The sequence below is a fragment of the Christiangramia sp. LLG6405-1 genome (assembly GCF_045055805.1).
Classification (GTDB): Bacteria; Bacteroidota; Bacteroidia; order Flavobacteriales; family Flavobacteriaceae; genus Christiangramia.
Genome location: NZ_CP159330.1, coordinates 2,577,968 through 2,600,226 on the forward strand (window position 1 = coordinate 2,577,968; position 22,259 = coordinate 2,600,226).

The 22,259-nt window shown below is 37.7% G+C and carries 22 protein-coding genes; 11 read left to right on the forward strand and 11 right to left on the reverse strand.

The genetic code is table 11. From position 1 onward, the window contains the following. Positions 1–516 precede the first annotated feature (516 nt). Positions 517–2,829, forward strand: a complete 2,313-nt coding sequence (locus tag ABVM50_RS11840; protein WP_405198756.1) for a penicillin-binding protein 1A — start codon at positions 517–519, stop codon at positions 2,827–2,829. On the opposite strand, the gene ABVM50_RS11845 is transcribed toward ABVM50_RS11840, so the two are convergent. Continuing rightward, positions 2,826–4,340, reverse strand: a complete 1,515-nt coding sequence (locus ABVM50_RS11845) for a DEAD/DEAH box helicase (RefSeq protein WP_141877784.1) — start codon at positions 4,338–4,340, stop codon at positions 2,826–2,828. The genes ABVM50_RS11840 and ABVM50_RS11845 overlap by 4 nt on opposite strands. A gap of 212 nt (positions 4,341–4,552) precedes the next feature. On the opposite strand from ABVM50_RS11845, the gene ABVM50_RS11850 reads away from it, so the two are divergent. Further along, positions 4,553–5,269, forward strand: coding sequence for a Crp/Fnr family transcriptional regulator (locus ABVM50_RS11850; RefSeq protein ID WP_405198757.1), 717 nt, complete (start codon positions 4,553–4,555; stop codon positions 5,267–5,269). Between the two features lie 95 nt (positions 5,270–5,364). Then, positions 5,365–5,922 (forward strand): hypothetical protein, encoded by a 558-nt coding sequence (locus ABVM50_RS11855; RefSeq protein ID WP_405198758.1) that lies wholly within the window; start codon positions 5,365–5,367, stop codon positions 5,920–5,922. A 119-nt stretch (positions 5,923–6,041) separates the two neighbouring features. On the opposite strand, the gene cysM is transcribed toward ABVM50_RS11855, so the two are convergent. From cysM to ABVM50_RS11875, 4 genes are all read right to left on the reverse strand, one after another. Continuing rightward, positions 6,042–6,929, reverse strand: coding sequence for a cysteine synthase CysM (cysM, locus tag ABVM50_RS11860; protein ID WP_405198759.1), 888 nt, complete (start codon positions 6,927–6,929; stop codon positions 6,042–6,044). After that, positions 6,929–7,720 (reverse strand): serine O-acetyltransferase EpsC, encoded by a 792-nt coding sequence (gene epsC / locus ABVM50_RS11865; RefSeq protein ID WP_405198760.1) that lies wholly within the window; start codon positions 7,718–7,720, stop codon positions 6,929–6,931. Before epsC ends, cysM begins: the two co-directional genes overlap by 1 nt. A 107-nt stretch (positions 7,721–7,827) precedes the next feature. Continuing rightward, complete coding sequence (locus tag ABVM50_RS11870; RefSeq protein WP_405198761.1) at positions 7,828–8,340, reverse strand: DUF6155 family protein; 513 nt, start codon at positions 8,338–8,340, stop codon at positions 7,828–7,830. Further along, the gene (locus ABVM50_RS11875; protein ID WP_405198762.1) at positions 8,321–10,582 is read right to left on the reverse strand and encodes an FUSC family membrane protein; all 2,262 of its coding nucleotides are present in this window, start codon (positions 10,580–10,582) and stop codon (positions 8,321–8,323) included. Before ABVM50_RS11875 ends, ABVM50_RS11870 begins: the two co-directional genes overlap by 20 nt. Before the next feature lie 144 nt (positions 10,583–10,726). Between ABVM50_RS11875 and ABVM50_RS11880 the strand changes: the two genes are divergently transcribed. After that, positions 10,727–11,716: an NADP-dependent oxidoreductase gene (locus ABVM50_RS11880; protein ID WP_405198763.1), complete on the forward strand. Its 990-nt coding sequence runs from the start codon at positions 10,727–10,729 to the stop codon at positions 11,714–11,716. Positions 11,717–11,783: 67 nt separating this feature from the next. On the opposite strand, the gene ABVM50_RS11885 is transcribed toward ABVM50_RS11880, so the two are convergent. Then, positions 11,784–12,533: an SDR family oxidoreductase gene (locus tag ABVM50_RS11885; protein WP_405198764.1), complete on the reverse strand. Its 750-nt coding sequence runs from the start codon at positions 12,531–12,533 to the stop codon at positions 11,784–11,786. Positions 12,534–12,689: 156 nt separating this feature from the next. Further along, positions 12,690–13,400, reverse strand: coding sequence for an SDR family oxidoreductase (locus ABVM50_RS11890; RefSeq protein WP_405198765.1), 711 nt, complete (start codon positions 13,398–13,400; stop codon positions 12,690–12,692). A gap of 218 nt (positions 13,401–13,618) precedes the next feature. Here ABVM50_RS11890 and ABVM50_RS11895 point away from each other — a divergent pair, with 218 nt between their 5' ends. The 3 genes from ABVM50_RS11895 (at position 13,619) to ABVM50_RS11905 (ending at position 15,011) form a co-directional block, all read left to right on the forward strand. Beyond that, the gene (locus ABVM50_RS11895) at positions 13,619–14,038 is read left to right on the forward strand and encodes a hypothetical protein (protein WP_141877793.1); all 420 of its coding nucleotides are present in this window, start codon (positions 13,619–13,621) and stop codon (positions 14,036–14,038) included. Positions 14,039–14,110: 72 nt separating this feature from the next. Beyond that, on the forward strand, positions 14,111–14,728 hold the full coding sequence (locus ABVM50_RS11900) for a YqaA family protein (RefSeq protein WP_405198766.1): 618 nt from the start codon (positions 14,111–14,113) through the stop codon (positions 14,726–14,728). A 124-nt stretch (positions 14,729–14,852) separates the two neighbouring features. Continuing rightward, complete coding sequence (locus ABVM50_RS11905) at positions 14,853–15,011, forward strand: YqaE/Pmp3 family membrane protein (RefSeq protein WP_405198767.1); 159 nt, start codon at positions 14,853–14,855, stop codon at positions 15,009–15,011. Between the two features lie 51 nt (positions 15,012–15,062). Here the strand turns inward: ABVM50_RS11905 and galE are convergent, their stop codons facing one another. After that, a complete protein-coding gene (gene galE, locus ABVM50_RS11910) occupies positions 15,063–16,106 on the reverse strand; it encodes a UDP-glucose 4-epimerase GalE (protein WP_405198768.1) in 1,044 nt (347 codons plus the stop codon). Between the two features lie 138 nt (positions 16,107–16,244). Between galE and ABVM50_RS11915 the strand changes: the two genes are divergently transcribed. Genes ABVM50_RS11915 through ABVM50_RS11930 form a run of 4 tightly spaced genes read left to right on the forward strand, consistent with a single transcriptional unit; the run spans position 16,245 to position 19,900 of the window. Further along, complete coding sequence (locus tag ABVM50_RS11915; RefSeq protein ID WP_405198769.1) at positions 16,245–16,529, forward strand: DUF3817 domain-containing protein; 285 nt, start codon at positions 16,245–16,247, stop codon at positions 16,527–16,529. A gap of 9 nt (positions 16,530–16,538) precedes the next feature. Then, positions 16,539–17,813 carry a mechanosensitive ion channel family protein gene (locus ABVM50_RS11920; protein WP_405198770.1) on the forward strand — a complete coding sequence of 425 codons (1,275 nt, stop codon included), beginning with the start codon at positions 16,539–16,541 and terminating at the stop codon, positions 17,811–17,813. 14 nt (positions 17,814–17,827) lie between these two features. Beyond that, on the forward strand, positions 17,828–18,931 hold the full coding sequence (locus ABVM50_RS11925; protein ID WP_405198771.1) for an endonuclease/exonuclease/phosphatase family protein: 1,104 nt from the start codon (positions 17,828–17,830) through the stop codon (positions 18,929–18,931). Between the two features lie 57 nt (positions 18,932–18,988). Beyond that, entirely contained in the window at positions 18,989–19,900 is a 912-nt protein-coding gene (locus ABVM50_RS11930) for a mechanosensitive ion channel family protein (protein WP_405198772.1), read from the forward strand. On the opposite strand, the gene ABVM50_RS11935 is transcribed toward ABVM50_RS11930, so the two are convergent. The 3 genes from ABVM50_RS11935 to ABVM50_RS11945 all read right to left on the reverse strand — a co-directional run bounded on the left by ABVM50_RS11935 (position 19,901) and on the right by ABVM50_RS11945 (position 22,187). Beyond that, on the reverse strand, positions 19,901–20,287 hold the full coding sequence (locus ABVM50_RS11935; RefSeq protein ID WP_405198773.1) for an acyl-CoA thioesterase: 387 nt from the start codon (positions 20,285–20,287) through the stop codon (positions 19,901–19,903). A gap of 122 nt (positions 20,288–20,409) precedes the next feature. Next, entirely contained in the window at positions 20,410–20,829 is a 420-nt protein-coding gene (locus tag ABVM50_RS11940) for an NUDIX domain-containing protein (RefSeq protein WP_405198774.1), read from the reverse strand. 5 nt (positions 20,830–20,834) lie between these two features. Then, entirely contained in the window at positions 20,835–22,187 is a 1,353-nt protein-coding gene (locus ABVM50_RS11945) for an NAD-dependent succinate-semialdehyde dehydrogenase (RefSeq protein ID WP_405198775.1), read from the reverse strand. Between the last annotated feature and the right edge of the window lie 72 nt (positions 22,188–22,259).

Consider the following 22,259-nt stretch of genomic DNA (forward strand, 5'->3'; position numbering starts at 1 on the left):
AAGACAATGCTTTATGAACACAGAGGCGAACTTGCAAAGACAGGTTTTTCCGAAGCGTAAAAGAGCTTAATCAAACTTATTCATCAATCATCAAAAGAATCATTATGAGACATTCAATCAATCAAACCAAATCAAGATCCTGCTTCATGAATACTGAAGCCAACGCAGAAAGATCATTATTCTCCAAGCGTAGAAAGTATTAATTAATCATCAAAAATTTATCAATCATGACAAGTCTGGAAAGTAATTTACAGGTTTTTGGAAATGCCAGAACCGGTGGCATCACACACCGGAGGCCATTTCTAAACATCAAATCATCACACAGGTCTAAATCTAGCGATCAAAAATACACTGCATGAAAGGACCATTTTATCAATCACATCATCACAACTACAGTTAGGAAAGAGGTTAATAGTTTTATTAGCCTCTTTTTATTTAACAAAATTTATAAATTAAGCTTAAAATATAATTCACTCGTGCAAACATTCGTTTATTTGCAAACCTTACTACTCAAGAATGTTAGCGAAACTAAAGAACAATCCCATTATTAGATGGGCACTTATTATTATATCCAGTCTTACAGGGTTTTTCCTGCTTTTCTTTGCCAGTATCTATTTTGGCCTCTTCGGAAAGATACCTACAGAATCTGAACTTTCATCATTACAACAAAATAAGGCAACCCAGGTAATCGCTTCTAACGGTGAGTTAATAGGTAAGTTCTACGTTTATGATCGCCAGCCCATCGATTTCGATCAGCTTCCCTCCCATCTCATTGAAGCCTTAATTGCTACTGAAGATGCACGGTTCTATGAGCATGATGGTATTGATAACCGTAGTTTAGGAAGGGTTTTCTTTAAATCGATTTTACTTCAGGATGATTCTGCCGGAGGTGGAAGTACGATCACTCTTCAACTGGCCAAGAACATTTATGGTAGAAAAGATTACGGAATCCTGGGTATTGTGATCAACAAAATGCAGGAAGCAGTAATTGCCAAACGTCTGGAAAATGTTTATAGTAAAGATGAACTTATCCAGCTATATTTTAACACGGTACCATTTAGTGATAATACCTACGGAATTGAAAGTGCTTCCATGAAATTTTTCGATAAACATACTGTGGATCTTAAGCTCGAAGAAGCTGCAGTACTTGTCGGAATGCTGAAAGCAAGTCATTATTATAATCCGCGTATATTCCCTGAGAGAAGCAGACTTCGTCGTGATGTTGTGCTTATGCAAATGGCGAAATATAACTACCTGAGTGTGCCACAAGCTGAAGAAGCCAAGATGTTGCCGCTCATCCTGGATTATAGAAGTTATAGTCATGATAAAGGCATTGCACCTTATTTTAGAGAACAGGTACGCAAAGATGTTTCAGGAATCCTGGATACTTTAAAGAATAAGGATGGAGAAAAGTACAATATATATAGAGATGGTCTAATAGTTCATACCACGCTAAATTACGAAATGCAACAGCTTGCTGAAGAGGCTATGCGAGAGCATATGTCTCAATTGCAAAACGATCACGAGAAATCCTACGGGAATTATGGTCCATGGGAAAGGAATAAGAAGGTATTGATGGACGCTGTAAAGCGCAGTTCAAGGTACCAGAAGCTTTCTAAAGAAGGTCTTTCAGAAGAACAGATCCTGGAAAGAATGGAACAGAAGCATTCTACTGAGTTGTTTACTTACGACGGAATGGAAACTAAAAATGTGAGCAGTATAGACAGTATTGCACATTACCTGAAATTTCTGAATTCCGGACTTCTGGCAGTTAGTCCCAAGGATGGTGCTGTAAAGGCCTGGGTTGGAGGAGTTGACTTTCGATTCTTTAAATATGATCATGTGAGCCAGAGCAAGAGACAGGTTGGGTCTACCTTCAAACCTTTTGTATACACTGCTGCTCTTGAAAATGGAATGGATCCATGTACCTATTTTTCGGTTCGAGAAGTTACTTATGATAAAGGCTGGACTCCATCGAATTCTTCTTCGGAAGGAGATGATCCTAATATGAATTACAATCTAAAGACAGCACTTAGTAAGTCCATGAATACCATCGCCGTAAAAGTTTTAATGGAGACAGGAATTCCGAACGTGATCAGACAGGCCAGAGATCTTGGAATAGAATCTGAACTCCCGGCAGTTCCTTCTATCGCGCTTGGAACCGCATCGCTTAATTTGGAGGAAATGACAGGTGCTTATTCAGCTTATGCGAATGATGGATATGCTGCCAAGCCATTCTATATTAGTAGAATCGAAGATGCTAAAGGTAATGTTCTGGCTACTTTTAAACCTAAGGTTTCAGAAAGAAAGGCTTTTTCCGAAGAAACACGCAAAATTATGGTCAATATGATGCAGGCCACTGTGGATGAAGGTACCGCAAGCCGACTTAGATATAGCTATGGATTAAAAAATGACATCGCAGGTAAAACCGGAACGACTCAGGATAATAAGGATGGTTGGTTCGTGGGAATAACGCCAGAACTGGTTTGTGTAACCTGGGTAGGATCTGATGATCACCGTATAGGTTTTCGAAATACTGGAATTGGCCAGGGAGCAAATTCGGCACTACCAATCTTTGCGAAGCTAATGCAGAAAATGAATGCAAGTTCAAGTTTTAATGCTATTACCAATGCAAGATTTCAACCACTATCTTCAGAGCTGGCAAACCTGATGGAATGCCCGCCAGAAGAACGTGATAACTTTTTCGAAAGACTGTTTTCCGGTAAAAATAAAGATCGGAAAGACAGATCAGACGATAAGGATGAAGAAGATGGGAAGAAGAAAAAAGGTTTCTTCAAAAAACTCTTCGGAAAAAAAGATGATAACTAGAATTCTTTATTGATCTGCATTCTTAGTTTTCTGGAGTAATCTTCTTCCAGCCAGTCCCGATAATTTTTAGTGCTTTTACTTATACAATAAGAGTATTGTTTAATTCGTGAACTAATGTCATCCTTTAATTCTTTAGCAAGGATTCTGGCATCGAACACATCTTCGCTATTCTCCACGCACATCTTAACATGCTGCTCCATTGACCATTCAAGAACCGCTTTAGATTTTAGCCCTTTCTTAATAACTGTGTCGTAAGCAGCTTCAATATCAAAGGATACATCTTCAGTTTTAGAGAATTGTTCCCGTATTTCCTCTGGCATCTGGTATTGGAAATCTCTTTCGATATCCTCGTCGCTCAATAGATTTTCAAAATAGAAATCTGGTGATCTAAAGATTTGTTTCCAATCAACCGGACTGCTCCAGTTTCCAAATCTCGCCATGTTATTACCAAGGTCGATCACGGTAAATTCGCTTTTGTCCTTAAGAACTCGAGATCCACGACCAATCATCTGGAAATACAAGGTTAATGATTTGGTAGCACGATTTAAGACAATCGTCTCTACAGTGGGCTCATCGAACCCGGTCGTAAGAATACTTACTGAAGTTACGATCGCATCTGGTGTATGTTTAAACCACTTTAAAATATCTTTTCTATCCTGCTTGCTGGTGGTATTGTCTAAATGACGAATAGGCAAGCCAGCGCTTTTAAAAGTATGGTAAACTTCCACGGAAGTATTAATACCATTATTGAATATCAAGGTTTTCTTACCGCGAGAACGTTCATAATATGCATTCAGAAGTTTCTCCTGCATGCTATAATTAGAATACAGCTCTTCTGAAGATTTTACGGTATAATCACCGTTCATCCCCACTTTTAGATTGGTAAGACCAACATTGTAACTATATATATTAGAACTCGCCAGGAAGCCTTTCTCTATCAAAGATGTAATAGAATCACCAACGATAAGTTCGCGGTAATTATCTTTCATTGGTAGTTTGATATTGGAACTTAGTGGTGTAGCAGTAACTCCCAGAATAAAACACTTTTCAAAAAACTTGAAGAGTTTTCTAAAACTATTGTAGTGAGCTTCATCAATAATTACCAACCCAATGTCCTCGATCTTAAGCTTTTCATCATTAAGCCGGTTGTTCAGAGTTTCAACCATGGCTACAAAACACATGTAGTCATTTTGATCTGGTAATTCCTTTACTTTACTGTTAATGATCTTATTACGCACACCAAATCCTGAAAGCATTTTGGAAGTTTGCTTACATAATTCGATACGGTGCGTTAGTATAAGAACCTTTTTATTGGTTCTTTGTATATATTCCCTGGTCATTTGAGAGAAAATCACTGTCTTCCCTCCTCCTGTAGGTAATTGATATAGAAGATTATAGTTTTCAGGATGTTCTTCAATAACCCCAAAAATTTTGTCTATATCCTTCTGTTGGTAATCATATAATTGTTTGTCGACCTTCTTTTTCTCAATTCCAAATGTTTCTGACGCCATATAGTCCTTTATAGTAAGCAATTTTGCAAAAATAAAGCATTTTAAGCTTTGGTCAAAAATAAATTGGACATTATAGAATCTATTTTAACCCTTAGGCTACTTATAATTATCGTAAATTAGTGTTTCGCTAATCAAACTGATTTTACTGTCTCTAAAACAATTGATCAGATAAATATCTCCCCCGGAAAATTAACCAACTAAATTCCGAGGATTTGCACGATAAAGATTTCATTCACCAGAATAATTATACAGTATTACAGGAATGCGGTTTATTTACTGATGTTTCAGAAGAGCATTTGAAGGAACTTCATGGAAACTTCTATGTAGAAAAATGGCCGAGACAAACCTGTCTTGTGCATTGCGAAAAATTTCTTTTCCACTTTTACATCATAAAACATGGAAGAGTCAAAATGTATCAGACAGACTTTGAAAGCGCTAAGGAGCATACCTTTTTCCTATTGAAAAATGGGGATGTATTTGATCTTTTCTGTTTACTGGATGGGATCAAACATAAAGCGTATTATGAATGCCTTGATCATACAGAAGTACTCGCTATTCCTATGGACAAGTTGAGAAGCTGGTTACATTCCTATCCTGATTATTATAAGAATTTTCTAAGTTATGCGGGTAAATCCATGAGAATGCTGGAAGAGAATGTTTCGCAACTAGTTTTTAGCGATATTACAACACGTTTACTGCATTTGCTATTGAAGAACATAGATAGAACGTCCAATAAATTACAGAACATCAATGATCTTCCAGATAAAGAGCTCGCTTTTTTAATTGGTTCCAGTCGTGCAGTAGTAAACAGACATCTTCAGAAAATGAAGAAGATGGGACTTATAAAGATATCCAGAAATAAAGTACAGGTTGAAGATGTATCCCTCCTAATTCAACATCTGGAAAATAATAGAATAAATAAGAATTAATCTTAGATATGCTACTTAAGTGATTTTCAGCACGATGTATATGATGTAATTTTGAAATATCAATAATCAATTATTCATCATTAAATTTTTACATCATGAAAAAGTTCATCATTATTATTTTCGTTTTTGTTTTAAGCATCGGTGCTCAGGCACAGGATGTAATTCAGCTGGATGAGACCAGGATTAATTTTAGTCCAACTGCCGACCTTGTATTTGAAGATTATCTCAATGGACTTGTGAAGGTCAAAGAGAAATTTGCAGCTCAATTTCAGTCAGACGCCATTGGTTTTACTAAAGCCAATTTCGATATTCATCGTTTTCTGGATGAAGCCGATATTAAATCTGGAGACGTGATCGTAACTCTACGGAGCAAGAAAGGTTATTTAGAAGCTACCTATGACGAAAAAGGAAATCTTCTAAAAACCAGCCAGATGTTCAAAGATATCGCCTTACCAGCTTTGGTTAGAAACGAAGTTTTTGGAGAGTACATGGGTTGGACCATGACCAAAAATAAATATCAGGCTCGTGGAATTAGCGATCAACTTGACAATGAGAAATATATCGTCGTTCTTCGGAAAGGTAACGACCGCCAGAGACTAAAAATCACTCCTTCCAAGTATGATTATGGTGTAGCTTCCATTGAGAAGTTCTAAGTATTACAAAGTTGTATAAGATCAGGTGCCGATCGAAACCATCGGAAAAAGGGAATATTGTTGACTATAGATCTTTATGATCTTCATCACAGGTTAACCTTGATCTTATACAACTTCACTTATTTTTCAAATAGGTCTGAAGAAAGATAACGGTCACCACGATCACATATAATGGACACCACCAATCCGCTTTCTAAAGATTCACATAATCTAACTGCAGCCGCGGTAGCTCCACCACTACTCATTCCGGCAAAAATACCTTCTTCTTCAGCAAGCCTTCGACTCATTAATCTTGCATCTTCCTCATTTACTTCCAGCACCTCGTCTACTTTTTTAGCATCAAATATCTTAGGTAAATAAGCTTCCGGCCATTTTCGAATGCCCGGGATTCTGGCATTATCTTCAGGTTGAACTCCTACGATCTGTATATCAGGATTTTTCTCTTTTAAAAATGTACTTGTCCCCATAATAGTTCCTGTAGTTCCCATTGAAGACACGAAGTGTGTAACCTTCTGCTCTGTATCCCTCCAGATTTCAGGACCTGTCGTTTTATAATGCGCCTTCCAGTTATCATCGTTTCCAAACTGGTTCAGCATAAAATAATTGCCAGTTTTCATTTTATCTTCAGCATAATCTCTCGAACCTTCTATCCCAATATCTGAACTGGTTAAGGTTACTTTGGCACCATAAGCGCGCATCGTCTGGACTCTTTCAATAGTTGAATTTTCGGGCATTACTAATTCGATATCAAGGCCAAAAATACCAGCAATCATCGCTAGTGCGATACCTGTATTCCCGCTGGTTGCTTCGATCAATTTTGTTTTTTTATCAATAGTCCCGCGATCCATTGCGCTTTTAATCATATTATAAGCTGCACGATCCTTCACACTTCCTCCTGGGTTCTGGCCTTCAAGTTTGAAGTATAGTTCTACTCCGGGTTTTGAAAAAACTCTTGAAGCTTTTACCAAGGGTGTATTCCCAACTAAATCTATAACTGAATTGTTCATTATTTGTCTGCTGTATTTTTAATATTAATCTGTGGTGTATGAGAAACCATGGAATTCGGTGGAACAGATTTGGTTAGCCAAACATTCCCACCTATAACTGAATTCTCACCGATTTCTGTTTTCCCACCTAGAATGGTCGCGTTGGCATAGATGGTCACATTATTTTTGATCGTTGGGTGTCGTTTTAAATTCTGCATTGATTTTTTAACTGTTAGTGCCCCAAGCGTGACACCCTGATAAATTTTAACATTGTCTTCGATAGTTGCAGTTTCTCCAATGACAACACCCGTAGCATGGTCTATAAAGAAAGATTTCCCAATCACTGCACCAGGATTAATATCGGTTCCTGTAAGACTATGAGCACATTCAGTCATCAATCTTGGAACCAAAGGCAATCCAAAATTGTAAAATTCATGGCTTAGCCTGTAAATTGCTATTGCGAAAAACCCGGGATAGCTTAAATAAACTTCTTCTACTGAATTTGCTGCGGGATCATTCTTAGAAATGGCTTCAGCATCAAGATTTAGATCCTCAAGGATTCCGGGTAGCTTTGTAAGGTAATCGCTCCAGATATCCTGGCAGGGTGCACCGGGCTCCCAACAGACTAGTTTTGCCAGAACTTCGAAGTCCTTTCCCAATTCCATTAAATTATCTGCAACAGGAGTTTGCTTATCAAATAAAGTATAGAAAAGCTTTTTTGTAAACGCCTCTGTCTTTTCCTTAATACTAAAATTCAGATTGGGAAGATTTTTCTGAGATTCTATTTGCTTAATTATTTCTTCCAGTTTCATAGCCTTTGTTCTAAATTCAAAAATAATTAATTGCCCGGAGAGCTTTGTTGATTTAAGTCAATTGTAACTTTTTGTTTCAGCAAACGCTATAGAATTTAGATCTACAATTAAAGTACTCTATCTGCTGCAGTTACAAATTGATAGCTATTAGTCCATTTGTGATCGTGACTAAACCTCGCGATCTTTTGTATTCGCTTTTCGAACTCTGAGATCACTCCATACTCAGCGACAAACTGCACTGCTTGCTCAAAAGATTTAAATATGCTTTTCTCAAAAGCTTCAGTAATATATTCCTGTTCTTCTGAAAAGGTCTGGGCGATTTCCACATTATAGAACATAACGTCGGCCAGCGCATGTGGCTCCATTCCTAATTTCAGGTAATGTTTTAAGATCTTATGTGCTACGGAACGTCTTTTCTTTGGTCTCCTGTTATTCGGCGGAAAATACTCCTTCCCTATTTTAAATTTCGCATCCTGCACCAGTTTTTCCTCATTGGGATTGAAAACGAAGTTGTAGTATGTTTTCACATCCTCAAACCTGTTATATAGATCCATAATCTGCTCTTCTAGATCTTCTTTTGAAAGTTCCTTAATGTATTTTTTAAAGGCTCTTTTGCTCATCTAATTTCGCTGTTAATTTTTCGGTATTGATCTCCAGTTTTTCTGAAATATCCAAAAGCCACTCGAGCTGACCCGTGATCAAATGTGCTTCCTGAAGGTTCAACCTCATATCATCATCTATCTGGGCTTTTCCCTCGCTTATTTCTTTATCCCTTTCCGTAGCCATCTCATCAAATCTGCGATGAAGTGCCTTGCCAGCTTTAGAAATTCCTTCATGTTCCTTCTGTTCCCTGCTTTCATTCTCAAGTAAGCGTACAGAGTTTCTCAAATTGAAAACAATAGTTTTGGTATACATCTCAAAATCTGAAGATGCTTTACTCGTTGGGTGATTCCTGATATAAGATCCCATCGATGCCAGTGCAGAGAGAAATGTATGATTTAAGCCCACAATTTCGTAAATGAGACTCAGCTGCTTTTGCTGCGACTTTGGCTCCTGAGTCATTCTTTGAAATGCGCCACTCAACTCTCCCATGTCCAGAAATGCTTTTTTTCTGGCAAGTCTATAGCTAATGGGTAAATTTTCCTTTTTATGGTAGTAATCATCAATCTCCTCTAAATAACCAATATTGGAATTGATCGAATTGGCAATGACATTATTCAACTCTTTGAGTTCCCATTTAGGCCAAAGAATAAAATTCCCAAGGCCAGCGAGACCTGCACCAATTACTGTATCAAGGATTCTGAACTGTATCACGTTGAGAACTTCAGGCTGGAGCAATGCATATATAAATATAATACTGAGCGTGATGAACATGGCTGCAGTGGTATAATTACGCTGAATTAGTGAAAATGCCAGCGTTAGACTCAGAATTCCTAAAATGGCATAGACCGTCGTATTTTGAGTAATAAAAACTATACCAATTGCCATGGCGCCGCCTATTAGCGTTCCTATGATCCGTTTCCTGGTTCTCTGTTTAGTAAGTCCGTAATTAGGTCGCATGATCACCACAATCGTAAGTAGGATCCAGTAGGCATTCTGAACTGAGAAATAGGAGCCCAGTAAATATCCTACCAGTACTACTATAGCAAGTCTTAGCGCATGACGAAATATGGAACTATTGAACTGAAAATTGGTGCGAAGGGTTTTAAAGCTATATTCCTGTTGGGTTAGAAATTGCTGGACATCTTTGTCCTTAAAAATCCTTTTCTTTCCTTCCAGATTTCTGAGAACCCGGTCAATATTATTGATCTTTTGAGATTGCCTGGTCTGGTAATCATAGAAGTTCCTTAGCACCAGCATACTCTCCCTCTTTTCAGAAATATTAATCGTATCCCGGTACTTTAGTAAACTTTTTTCAACCTTCTTTAATTCTTCGGAAAGCCGATTCACAGGCATCGTGGAATTTTTATGGACTGAAAGCGCAATGCGGTCCAGTTGTTCTGCCATCTTCAAAGAAAACTCCTTAAACACCTTCAATTCTATAAAATCGGAATCCAGCACCTTTCTCATCTGTGGATAATCTATAGGATTCGCCATCGCCAGTTCAAGCATATCTACAAGATCTATAAATATGAGCAGCCTCTTTCGAGAATAACCAGAACTTCCTGAGGACATTCTGAAGGTTATAAGAAGTTCCCTCAAACTTTCGTGATGCTCGTTGAGTTCGGTTTGCTTCTGGAAAAGTTCTTTCTGAATGGTTTCCAAATCAGATTCAGGATCAAGCATTCTTATTCTGAGTCGGAGATAATCTGCGGTTAATTCCATGGTTTCAGCGATCTGCTGTTCCGAAGCTCTTTCAGGCTTCAATAGATACCAGGCAATACTTATAAGCATGTAGAAAACTCCACCGCCGAAGATGAGAATAGATTTTTGCCAGATCTCAATTTCCGAAGAAATATTGGCGAAACTTAGAACTACCGCAAGTAGTCCGGCAAAAGTAACCAACGAAGCTCTGAAACCATAGACAGAAAGATATGCTATCCCGAACATCATCACTAATAGCATTGGTGCCACTGCCCAGCTAAATTGCGAGGCGTAACCTGCGATACAGAAGGATATTGCCCCAAGAAATGCCGCGGCCATGATACCCATCACCTTATGTTTAAAACTCCCGGCCACATCACTTGGAGATGAAAGTAAACTTCCCATAGCCATACTCACCCCTATTTCAAGTAAGCCTAAATTGGAAAAAACCGCAATTGGAATTACGATCGCAATGGTAAGTACAATAGCTTTCGAGAAGTCGGTACTTCTAAGAAATTTAATGAGTTCATTATAATAATGCTGAAAGTTGATCTTCAAATTTGCGGGTTTGGAACAATGAAATTACGAAGTTGAGCTTAATAATCATCGCTATCTACACTCTTTTTAGGTTTTAAGTTTTAATTATGAATGCATGTTTGCCAAACGGACAGAAGCATATTAATTTGCTTAAAAATAAAAGTTATGAATAAGCAAATATTATTAAAGCAACGTCCAAAAGGTAAACCTGAAACTTCAGATTTTGAGATCAAAGATTTTGAAATTTCAGAGGATAAAGCACTTAAGCTTAAAACAAAATATATCTCTGTAGATCCTTATTTACGCGGAAGAATGCGCGATGAGGAATCTTATATCGAACCATTTCAGGTTGGAAAACCTTTAGAATCCATGGTAGTTTCTGAAGTGATTTCTTCCAGTTCTGATGACTTTAAAGAGGGTGAGCATGTGATAGGAATGCTAGACTGGAAACATGAGCAGTCGCATGATGGAAAGGGTTTGAGAAAGATTGATAAAGAGATGGCTCCACTATCTGCATACCTGGGAGTTCTTGGGCTTACAGGATTGACCGCGCATCTTGCACTCGACACTATTGGAAAACTGAAGGAAGGCGAAACATTATTAGTATCTGGTGCTGCCGGAGCTGTTGGAAGTGTTGTGGGTCAAATTGGAAAGATTAAGGGATGTCGAGTAGTCGGCATCGCAGGATCTGATGAAAAGATCGATCATATTCAAAGTAAATTTGGATTCGATGGTGGGATCAATTATAAGACTACTTCCAACATGAAAGAAGCGATCGCTGAGCATTGCCCAGATGGAGTTGATGTTTATTTTGATAATGTTGGTGGTGAAATTCTAGATGCTACTCTTCAGAATATAAATAAAGCGGCGCGTATCATCAATTGCGGTGCTATTTCTATTTATAATGAGACTGGTACTCCTACAGGACCTAGACCTGAAGGTGTTCTTATAAAGAAATCTGCATTGATGCAGGGATTTCTAGTAAGAGATCATCAGGACGAGTTCCAGAGAGCTATACAAGAACTTGCAGGATGGTTAAAATCCGGTAAACTAAAGTATGATGAAACGGTCGTAGAAGGATTTGAAAACACTCCTCAGGCATTTATCGATCTGTTCGATGGTAAGAATACTGGTAAAATGGTCGTTAAGATCTAGTGATCATTTCAGCGCATAAAAAAAAGCCCGGATTTCATCCGGGCTTTTTTATTTATATTCTAAGATACTATTGTTCCTGATCTGTAGGCATGATAAAAACATCATTCACATTTGCGCGTTTTGGTTGTGTTAGAGAATAATAGATCGCATCTGCAATATCCTGAGCCTCCAGCGGAGTCATCTCTTTGAAATTAGAGAGTAATCCTTCCTTAATCTCATCATCTGTAATGGAATCTGTAAGCTCTGTGTCCACGAAACCTGGTTCAATAGATGTCACATTAATCCCGAATTTAGGGGCCAGCTCCATTCTCAATCCTTCAGAAAACATTTTTACTGCAGATTTTGTTGCACAGTAAACCGCTCCACCAGGATAGATCTTATTGGCAGCACTTGATGAAATATTGATGATATTACCCGACTTCTGTTCCATCATCGTTGGTAATACCGCTGCTACTCCATTCATAACACCTTTAATATTAACATCAATCATCTTATCCCATTCATCGGTATGCAGATTTTTCACATATGATAATGGCATTAGACCGGCATTATTGATTAGACCATCAATGCTGTTAAATTCTTTTTTAGTTTTCTCGACTAATGTCTTGAAATTATCTTTATTGGTAACATCACCGGTTACTACCAGCGCTTTTCCAGCGTTTAATCCATCTACTTTCTTCTTTAGTTCATTCAGACGTTCTTCTCTTCTGGCAGTCAACACTACATTAGCGCCTTCCTTTGCTAATTTCATTGCTGTTGCTTCACCAATTCCACTAGATGCTCCAGTAATAATAATCGTCTTTCCTTTAATACTCATAATCTTTTCCTTTTTGGTTTTTACAAATTTAATGGAAGAATAGCCTGAAACCTTAGAGAATACATGCTTTGTCTTCAATTTAACCTTAACTCCTAAAGCTTGTTAATGAAAAAAGCCACTCGAATCGAGTGGCTTTAATAATAGTTAATTCTAAAATTATTTTTTCGGTGGACGAGCCGGCCTTACTTCAATTTTACTTGGAAGCGTTCTTGGATTCATTTTAAGAAGATCACCGACTAATTCTCCAATATCTTCACTTTGTATTTTCCAGGCATCTTCTTCTGAAGGTTCGTTGCCATTGAAATGTGTAGCAACAGATCCAGGCATGATTGTACTTACTTTGACTCCCTTATCCCGAAGATCCAGCATAATCGCCTGAGAGAAACCTGTGACAGCGAACTTACTTGCATTGTATGCTGCTCCGCCAGCAAAATAGTTCGTTCCGGCAAGACTCGAGATCGTAATAATATAACCTTCAGTCTTCTTCAATTCTTCAACACTAGCTTTTACTGAATAAAACAGTCCGTTTAAGTTTGTATCAATGGTGTCTTTCCAGTCATCTACGCTCAACTCATCTACTGATCCAAAATTACCAACCCCGGCATTGGCTACAAGTACATCAAGCTGTCCCCATTTGTCCAGTAATTGCTTTACAGCTTTCTGCTGACTTTCATAACTACGTACATCTGCTTCCAGACCAAGAGCCTCTCCATTTGCAGATAATTTTTTCGCAGCTTCTTCCGCAGAAGATAATGACCTGCTAGTAATAGCAACTTTATATCCCATTTTAAGAAGCGTTTCAGCAACTCCGTATCCTATCCCTTTACTACCACCAGTGATTAGTGCAGTTTTATTATTTGTACTCATAATGTATTTTTTTTGGAAGTTTAAAGCTAAGAAAGGCTTGAAGTACATAGAAATTTCTAGCGGTAAGATATTGTTAATTTTAAAGGTTAAATACTTAATAAAACCTATCAAAACACTTTTATAGAAATGTAAAAAAACTAACTTTGTCTGCTCAGATAAAGAGTAGGATTACACCTATATTTACCTAATTAGTACTGACCAATTTAATAGAGAAAACCTTGGAAAACATTAAAGCACAAAAGTTACTTAATAAGATTCAGCGTGACCTTATGCGCAACGGAATCATTATCAATACTATCGTAGAAGACCTTAAAGAGTTGAGAAAACTGGTAGTTGAGGAGAATATTCCACTTTTGGCAAAAGTTACAAGATTGGCTCACGAACATATTAGTGAAAATCAGGACTTCCTGATCGCTATCCCAGATGATGTGCCAGTTGAACTGGACGAAAATGGAGATCCTATTGAAGTTGAAACTGAAGAAGAAGAAACTGAAGTTGAGAATTCAGAAGAAATCACAGGACAGGAAAGTCTTGAGTATATGTTATCCTTAATGGCCGAACATTCTAATAAGTTGAATGAAGAAGAACTTAGAGAATATGTGAAGGCTCTTAAAGCTGATGCTGGAGAAGATTACTAAGGGTTTTGCACCTATAAACGGATCACAACTTTAGAATTAGAAATTGCTACTATAAAGAAAGAAGGAGAATTGATGAAAGAAAAAGCGAAATCTAAAAAGAAGTCGCGAATCCGCTTATTGCACCAATACTACAGCTATACCGGTTTTTATTCTTTCGTTCTGGGAAGTTTAAGAAAAGCCGTTTTACCAATTGTACTATTTGTAGCTGCTTTGTGGGCGATCGATCACTTTCTCCTGGATATTGAAGATATGCTGGTTACTGTAACCGAAACTTACAGTCCGTGGCAGGTATTAACTATCTTCTTTCTATCTGAATCATTATTAGGTCTGGTTCCTCCAGAACTATTTATAGCCTGGGCTGGAAAGTCTGCTATTCCATTCCTGTACTTATCTTTACTCGCTTTAGGCTCCTACCTTGGAGGGATCGTTTCTTACTGGATTGGTGTTTCTATCACTAAGATTCCAGCCGTACACAATACACTGGAGCTTAAACTAGCCAAACATATTAAGAACACCCGTAAATGGGGAGGTTTCTTAATTATTGTCGGTGCTTTGCTACCAATTCCTTTTGCGATGACGAGTATCGCCGCAGGAATTATTAGATTTCCGTTTTCTAGCTACCTTATTTTCGGCTTACTTAGGTTTGCCAGGTTCTATTTATACGCCCTGGTTATATTTGAAATGGTTTAACGCTTTGTTAGAGGTTGCTTATAAACTTTTCCCAAGGTTTATGGCGCTGAGTGAGTATCCTTCTACCTTGTGAGCTTGTTGAGCAAATGCCCAGCAGAACTATTAACCAAATAAATCAAAAGCTATGTCAATTCTTACAGTTGCTCTAAACATCCTATTACCACCATTGGCCGTATTCATGAAACATGGACTCGGCGTAACATTCTTGATAAGTTTGTTGTTAACGGCCTTAGGTTGGATTCCAGGTGTGATACACGCGTTTCTTGTAAATGGAACAAAATAGAAAAAAAGACCGGCAATTGCCGGTCTTTTTTCTTTGATTAGTTTCCAATAATTAATCCTGATCTTCTTCCTTTTTCTCTACTAGCTTCTGCCATTTCCAGGCACTATCCAAAGCTTCATCCAGAGATCTTTTCGCTTTCCAGTTTAAATGATCATTTGCCTTATTAGTATCTGCATAGGCTGCGGTGATATCTCCTTCTCTTCTACCCACTATTTTATAGGCTAGATCCTTTTCAGATACTTTTTCAAAAGACTTGATTACTTCCAGAACAGTATTTCCGTTTCCTGTTCCCAGGTTAAAAACTTCGTAATTCTCATTCTCATTCCGCGATAGTAAACGTTTCAATGCTGAAACATGAGCTTCTGCAAGATCCATTACATGAATATAATCACGTATAGCGGTTCCGTCTCTGGTAGGATAATCATCACCATATACTGAAAGTTCAGATCTTTTACCAATGGCAGTTTGAGTAATGTATGGTACCAGGTTTTGCGGAGTACCTATTGGAAGCTCCCCAATTTCTCCAGAATGATGTGCTCCAATTGGATTAAAATAACGCAATGAAATTGCCTTCAATTCCTGGTTGACCTTACAAGTATCCCTGATGATCTCCTCACCTATTTGTTTGGTATTACCATAAGGTGACTCAGCTTGCTTTACCGGTGCATTTTCAGTTATAGGTAATTCATCAGCCTGTCCATAAACCGTACATGAAGAACTAAAAATAAAGTTCGCCTTCTCCTTATTATTAAGTTCATGTAATAAATACACTAAGGTTGATAGATTATTTTCGTAGTACAATAAAGGATTAATGACACTTTCTCCCACTGCTTTAGAAGCAGCAAAGTGAATCACGTTTTCGATATCCGGGTATTTCTCAAAGAAATCCTTCACTGCAGATTTCTCCCTTAGATCTATATTTTCAAATTCTGGTGTTTTACCGCTAATTTGAGTTATTCCTCCAAGAACTTCTATAGATGAATTCGAAAGATTATCTATAATAACAACTTCAAATCCTTCCTGTTGTAATGCTACTACGGTGTGTGATCCAATAAAACCAAGACCGCCGGTAACCAGTACTTTTTTATTATTCATAATTTCAATTTACGATCGCAAAATACTAAAATTGCCACATAACACTTATTACTACTTTATTAAATTGCTCACAAAGCCTATACTTAATACGAGGTCATCTATAGAATATCAATTATCTTTGTGCTCAAATTTGGCATTATGGCTTTGAAACATAAGATTACTGTATTTAAGTGGGTTAGCATTCTGGAAGGTATTTCATTTCTGGTATTATTACTCATTGCAATGCCTTTAAAATACATTCTGGATATGCCGGCTATGGTAAAACATGTGGGTATGGCACATGGAGTACTTTTTGTAGCTTATGTAGTAGGAGCATTACTACTAATAAAACCAATGAACTGGGGACTTAAGCAGGTCGCGATCATTTTTGGTTGCTCATTTATTCCATTCGGACCATTTTATGTAGAGAAAAAATATCTCTAATTTCAGAAAATGGATAACATGATCGATATTATTTGTTTTTTCGAAGATCTATTTCTTGAGTATGGAATGAATGCTGTCCTGGCTCAGTATTTAAATCTGTTGATCAACATTGTTGCACTAACATTTATCGTGTTTGCAGCCAATTATGTAGTTAAGCATTTTGTAATAGAAGCCATCAGCGCATTTACCAATCGCACAAAAACTACGATAGACGACTTTCTTATTAAAAGTAACTTCCCGAGATATATTGGGAGATTTCTACCTATCTATATAGTCTACGAATTATTCCCTTTAATCTTCATAGATTTTCCGAAGATCTTAGAATTCTTCTTTTATACGATGAAGATCTATATCATCATCCTGGTGGTCTGGATTTGTCGAAGTGTGCTTCGCTCTACAAGAAATTATCTAAAAACCAGGTCTGAGTTTAATGACAAGCCACTGGAAAGCTTCAGCCAGATCATCATGATCTTTCTCTGGATCATTGGCTTAATGTTCATGTTTTCGGTCATTACAGGTAAATCTGTAATTGGATTCGCAATATCTTTAGGTGCCGCTTCCGCAGTAATTTTACTAATTTTTAAAGATACAATCTTAGGTTTAGTTGCCTCTATTCAAGTATCTGTAAATGACATAGTTAGAATTGGAGACTGGATCACATTTCAAAAATTTGGAGCAGATGGAACAGTAACGGAAATTAATCTTGCGACGGTACGGGTACAGAACTGGGATAATACTTATACCACGATTCCAACCTATAGTCTTATTTCCGATTCCTTTCAGAATTGGAGAGGTATGCAGGAATCACCAGGAAGAAGAATCAAACGTTCGGTCTTTATCAAACAGAACTCTGTAAAATTTCTTGGACCTGAAGACATCGCTAAGCTGAAAAAGATTCAATTGATTGCTCCTTACCTCGAAAACAGACAGTCTGAAATTGATAAGTACAACGAGACTAATAATATAGATAAGAGTGTACTTATTAACGGAAGAAATCAAACCAACCTTGGAATTTTCAGAAAGTACGCTGACTCCTATTTGCAGGATCATTCAGCAATTCACAAAGAAATGTATCTTATTGTAAGACATCTGGCTCCTACGCCTAATGGAATACCCTTGGAAATCCTCTGTTTCAGTAGAGATAAACGCTGGGAAAATTTTGAGTATATTTCCGCAGATATTTTTGACCATCTTATTGCAGCCATTCCATATTTTGATCTTCAGTTGTTTGAAGCTCCATCTGGTGATGACATTCGTAATTTTCTTTCAGAAAGATCAAACTAACTAATAAACCAAAAATGAATTTAAAACCTTTTCTACAAGGCTTCGGAATTCTTGCCGTACTCATAACCTTAATTCCGATTGTCGCTGTAGACTTCTGGTGGGTGAGAATGTTCGATTACCCCCATATTCAGCTAACGTTGCTAACGCTAATGGCAATTTTCGCTTACTTTTTAAGGTTTAAGATCTCAAATTGGAGAGATTATGCTTTTATGATCATACTAGTAGGTTGTTTTATCTACCAGTTTGTAAAGATATTACCTTATACTCCATTTGTTCCTTACGATGTTGGAAAACCCACAGAAACGGTTGACAATCAAACGGGTATGATGTTACTAACCTCTAATGTACTTCAGAAAAATGAAGAGAAAGCGATCCTGATCGAAGAGATGAAAAAACTGAATCCCGATGTTGCTGTTTTTACTGAAACTGATATTAAATGGTCAGATGCCATAAAAGCAGGTATTGGAAGCGATTATCCATATAAAGTTGAAGTGCCGCTTGATAATACATACGGAATGCTTTTATATTCAAAATTTAAGCTGAATAATCCTCAGGTGAAATATATCGTAGATGATAGTATTCCTTCTATTCACACTGAAATTGAACTTCGTTCCGGGGATAAGATTCAATTATACGCAATTCACCCAACTCCTCCTATGCCCCAGCACAATCCATCATCTTCAGATCGTGATGCTGAAATGATGAAAATTGCTCTTGAATCTATGAATTCAGACATTCCAGTAGTGGTGATAGGAGATTTCAATGATGTTGCCTGGTCACGAACTACAAGTATGTTTCAGACCGTTGGCGAATTACTGGACGTAAGAAAAGGACGAAGTTTCTACAATACCTTCAATGCCAAAAGTTTTATCATGCGCTGGTCACTGGATCATATCTTTGTTTCTGAAGAATTTAGAGTTGAAAATATCGCTTTAGGAGATGATGTAAAATCTGATCACTTCCCATTTTACGCCCAACTTTTTTTACAACCAGAGCTAGCAGAAGAGCAAAAACCTGATGATGCTCCTGAAGATGAGATCAAGAAGGCGAAAGAACAAATTGCTGATGAAGAGAAGGAAAATACAGAGAAAGGTCCAAATGGATCAAGTAATCAATAATTCTCCTGGGTTTTACTAACCTCCTCGAATTATTTATTTTTATAGAAACAGGAACTCATGCAAAGTCAGGCGAAACAGGAGCTAGAAACGATAGAAGGATCGTTTAATCAATTTTATCAAAATTTAATTGATCAATTACCTGGGATCGGACTTGGCTTGTTGATCATAATTCTTGGAGTGCTGATTGGCATTTGGCTGGGAAGATTTTTCACCAAACGAATATCTGCTAGGACTTCAGATCCTTTAATGAGTAAGTTTCTTGGTAAGGCTATCAGATTCCTGATCATTATTACCTCCATTATGCTTGCCTTGAAAGCTGCGGGTCTTGGAGGTGTCGCTACTGGTATTCTTACCGCAGCCGGAGCCAGTGCAGTTGTGTTGGGTTTTGCATTTAAAGATATCGGTGAGAATTTTATTGCAGGTATAATTCTGGCATTTAACCGTCCATTTGATGTAAACGATACTGTAGAAATTGGTAATAACTTCGGAAAAGTGAAAGCCCTTGAATTCAGATATACTAAGCTTAAAACTTTTGATGGGAAGGATGTGTATATCCCGAATAGTGATGTATTAACGAAGCCAGCGACCAATTATACTGAAGACGGATTTTTTCGGTGGAGCTTTCTAATTGGGATAGCCTATGAAGATAATATCGACGGTGCTAAAAAGACTGTGATGGAAGCCTTACGAAAAGAGCCTACTGTCATCGAAGATCCAGAACATCAAAATTTCGTTATTGAAGATGAACTTGCTACCAGTACGGTGAATCTAAAAGTCTTTTTCTGGGTAGATACCACCGATTTCAGGATGCAGGCCATGATCACAAAAGGGAATGTAGTAAGAGCCGTAAAAGAGGCACTGGAAGATAATGGCTATTACCTGCCTGCTGATATTCAGGAAATTAAATTATATGGTGGCGAGACAGACTTTCCTGTTGGAGTTGCAACTAAAAAGGAAAAAACCGACTAGTTATTTAAGTCGGTCTTTTACAAATTCTATTTTATGCTTCCCATGTGGTTTGGGTTTGCCATCGTCTCCCAACGCCACCATAACTATGCGATCTACGGTAATAATGGTTTCTCTGGTCATTTTATTTCTAACTTCACACTGAAGTGTAAGAGAAGCGGTTCCAAATTTAATCACCTCGATCCCAATTTCCACAATATCACCTTGGTGAGCAGAACTTCGAAAGTCTATCTCACTCATGTATTTAGTAACGGTTTTCGGGTTTTCTAGTTGAACTATGCTATATAAAGCGCATTCTTCGTCTATCCATTCTAACAAACGACCACCAAACAATGTTCCGTTAGGATTTAAGTCTTCAGGTTTGATCCATTTTCTGGTATGAAATCTCATGTTTTTATTTTGAAGATAATTAAAAAGACCCGCTAAATCACGGGTCTACAATAGAATTAGCATATTCTGAAAAAAATAAAATCAATTTAAAAATTCTTCAGAAAATGATTTATAAAATTAGATTATAAGAATTGCTGTGCGACATTGATGATCTCGTCATGATCAAATGCCAGTTCCATTTTAGGCAAATCTTCCACAGCAACCCATCTTGCATCACGGGCATCATCTGAGGGAGAAAGATCTTCTTCGCAAAAAATTCTACTTAAGAATGCAATTGAGATGGTATGTCCTCGAGGATCCCGCCCTGGATTTCCGAAGGCTTGTACCTGTTCCATACTTTTAACAACCAGGCCGGTTTCCTCTTTAAGTTCTCTCTTAGCTGCAGTTTCCAGGTCTTCCCCTTCATCCACAAATCCGCCAGGAAGTGCCCACTGATCCTTGAAAGGCTCATTCTTACGCTGAATCAGTAAAACCTTGAATAGATTATTTGTTTTACAGAATACGACGCTGTCAACTGTTAATGCTATCTTATTTTCCGCCATAAAGTTTATTTTATATAGACTGTTTTCTTATTTACAAATTCCTGAATACCATCTAAGGAAAGTTCACGACCATATCCTGAAATTTTGGTGCCTCCAAATGGAAGTCGAGGGTCACTTTTTACAAGCTCATTGACGAATACTGCTCCATCTTCGAATTCTGGAATAATACCTTTCGCAAAATCAATGTCTTCTGTGAAAATTGATACTCCTAAGCCAAAATCAGAACTATTTACAAGTTCAATAGCTTCTTCCGCAGTTTTAAATCTGGTGATACCAATTGCTGGTCCGAAGGTTTCTTCTTTAAACATTGTCATTTCCTTAGTCACATGATCCAGTACCGTAGGCTGCATATAAGCTCCATCTCTTTCACCACCAATGAGAATTTTTGCTCCGGCATCCACAGAGGCTCTTATCTGTTTTTCAAGATCTTCCGCGAGATCTACTCTAGCCATGGTGCCAATGAAAGTATCCTCATGCATGGGATCTCCACTTTTAAGTTCTTTTACTTTGTCAACATATTTCTTTGTAAACTCTTCTGCAATATTCTCCTGAAGTATAAGTCTCTTTCCTGCAATGCAGCTTTGTCCTGTATTTTGAAACCTTGCCTGAATACAGGTATCTATCGCGGCATCAATATCTGCATTGTCAAAAACTACCAGTGCATTACTACCACCTAATTCCAGTACAGATTTTTTAATCTCACTACCAGCGGTGGAAGCCACTGCAGCTCCTGCAGGCTTGGAACCTGTGAGAGTAACTGCCTTTATTCTTTTATCCTTTATAACTTCTTCGATCTTGTCACTTCCTACCATCATATTCTGAAAGCAATATTTTGGAAAACCAGCTCTCTCAAATACTTTCTGAATATTATTCGCAGAACGCATTACGTTGCTAGCATGTTTGAGAATACCTACATTACCGGCCATCAAGGCAGGAGCAGCAAATCTAAACACCTGCCAGAATGGATAGTTCCAAGGCATAACAGCCAGAACTACTCCAATAGGCTCATAACTTACATAACTCTTTTGAGCATCTGTATCAATTAGCCTGTCAGCAAGGTGTTCTTCAGCATGCTTGGCATAGTATTCACAAACCCACGCACATTTTTCAATTTCAGAAATGCTTTGAGAAATTGGCTTCCCCATTTCAAGCGTTATATCTCGAGCATATTCCTCTTTATTTGCTTTGAGCTCTTCGGCAGCATTTTTCATGAATTCTGCACGTTCACCCATGCTGGTTTTTCTCCAGAGTTTATATCGCTGTTGGGCATTCTCTAAAACTTCATCGATCTGTTCTTTAGAGAGCTCTTCAAATTTCTCAATGGTCTCACCGGTATATGGATTCTTAGATTCAATCATGATTTTCCTTAGCTTTTATTTTAAATATAAGAACTTGAAGGTGTCTCCCAAGTTCGATTAAGAAGGATTTAA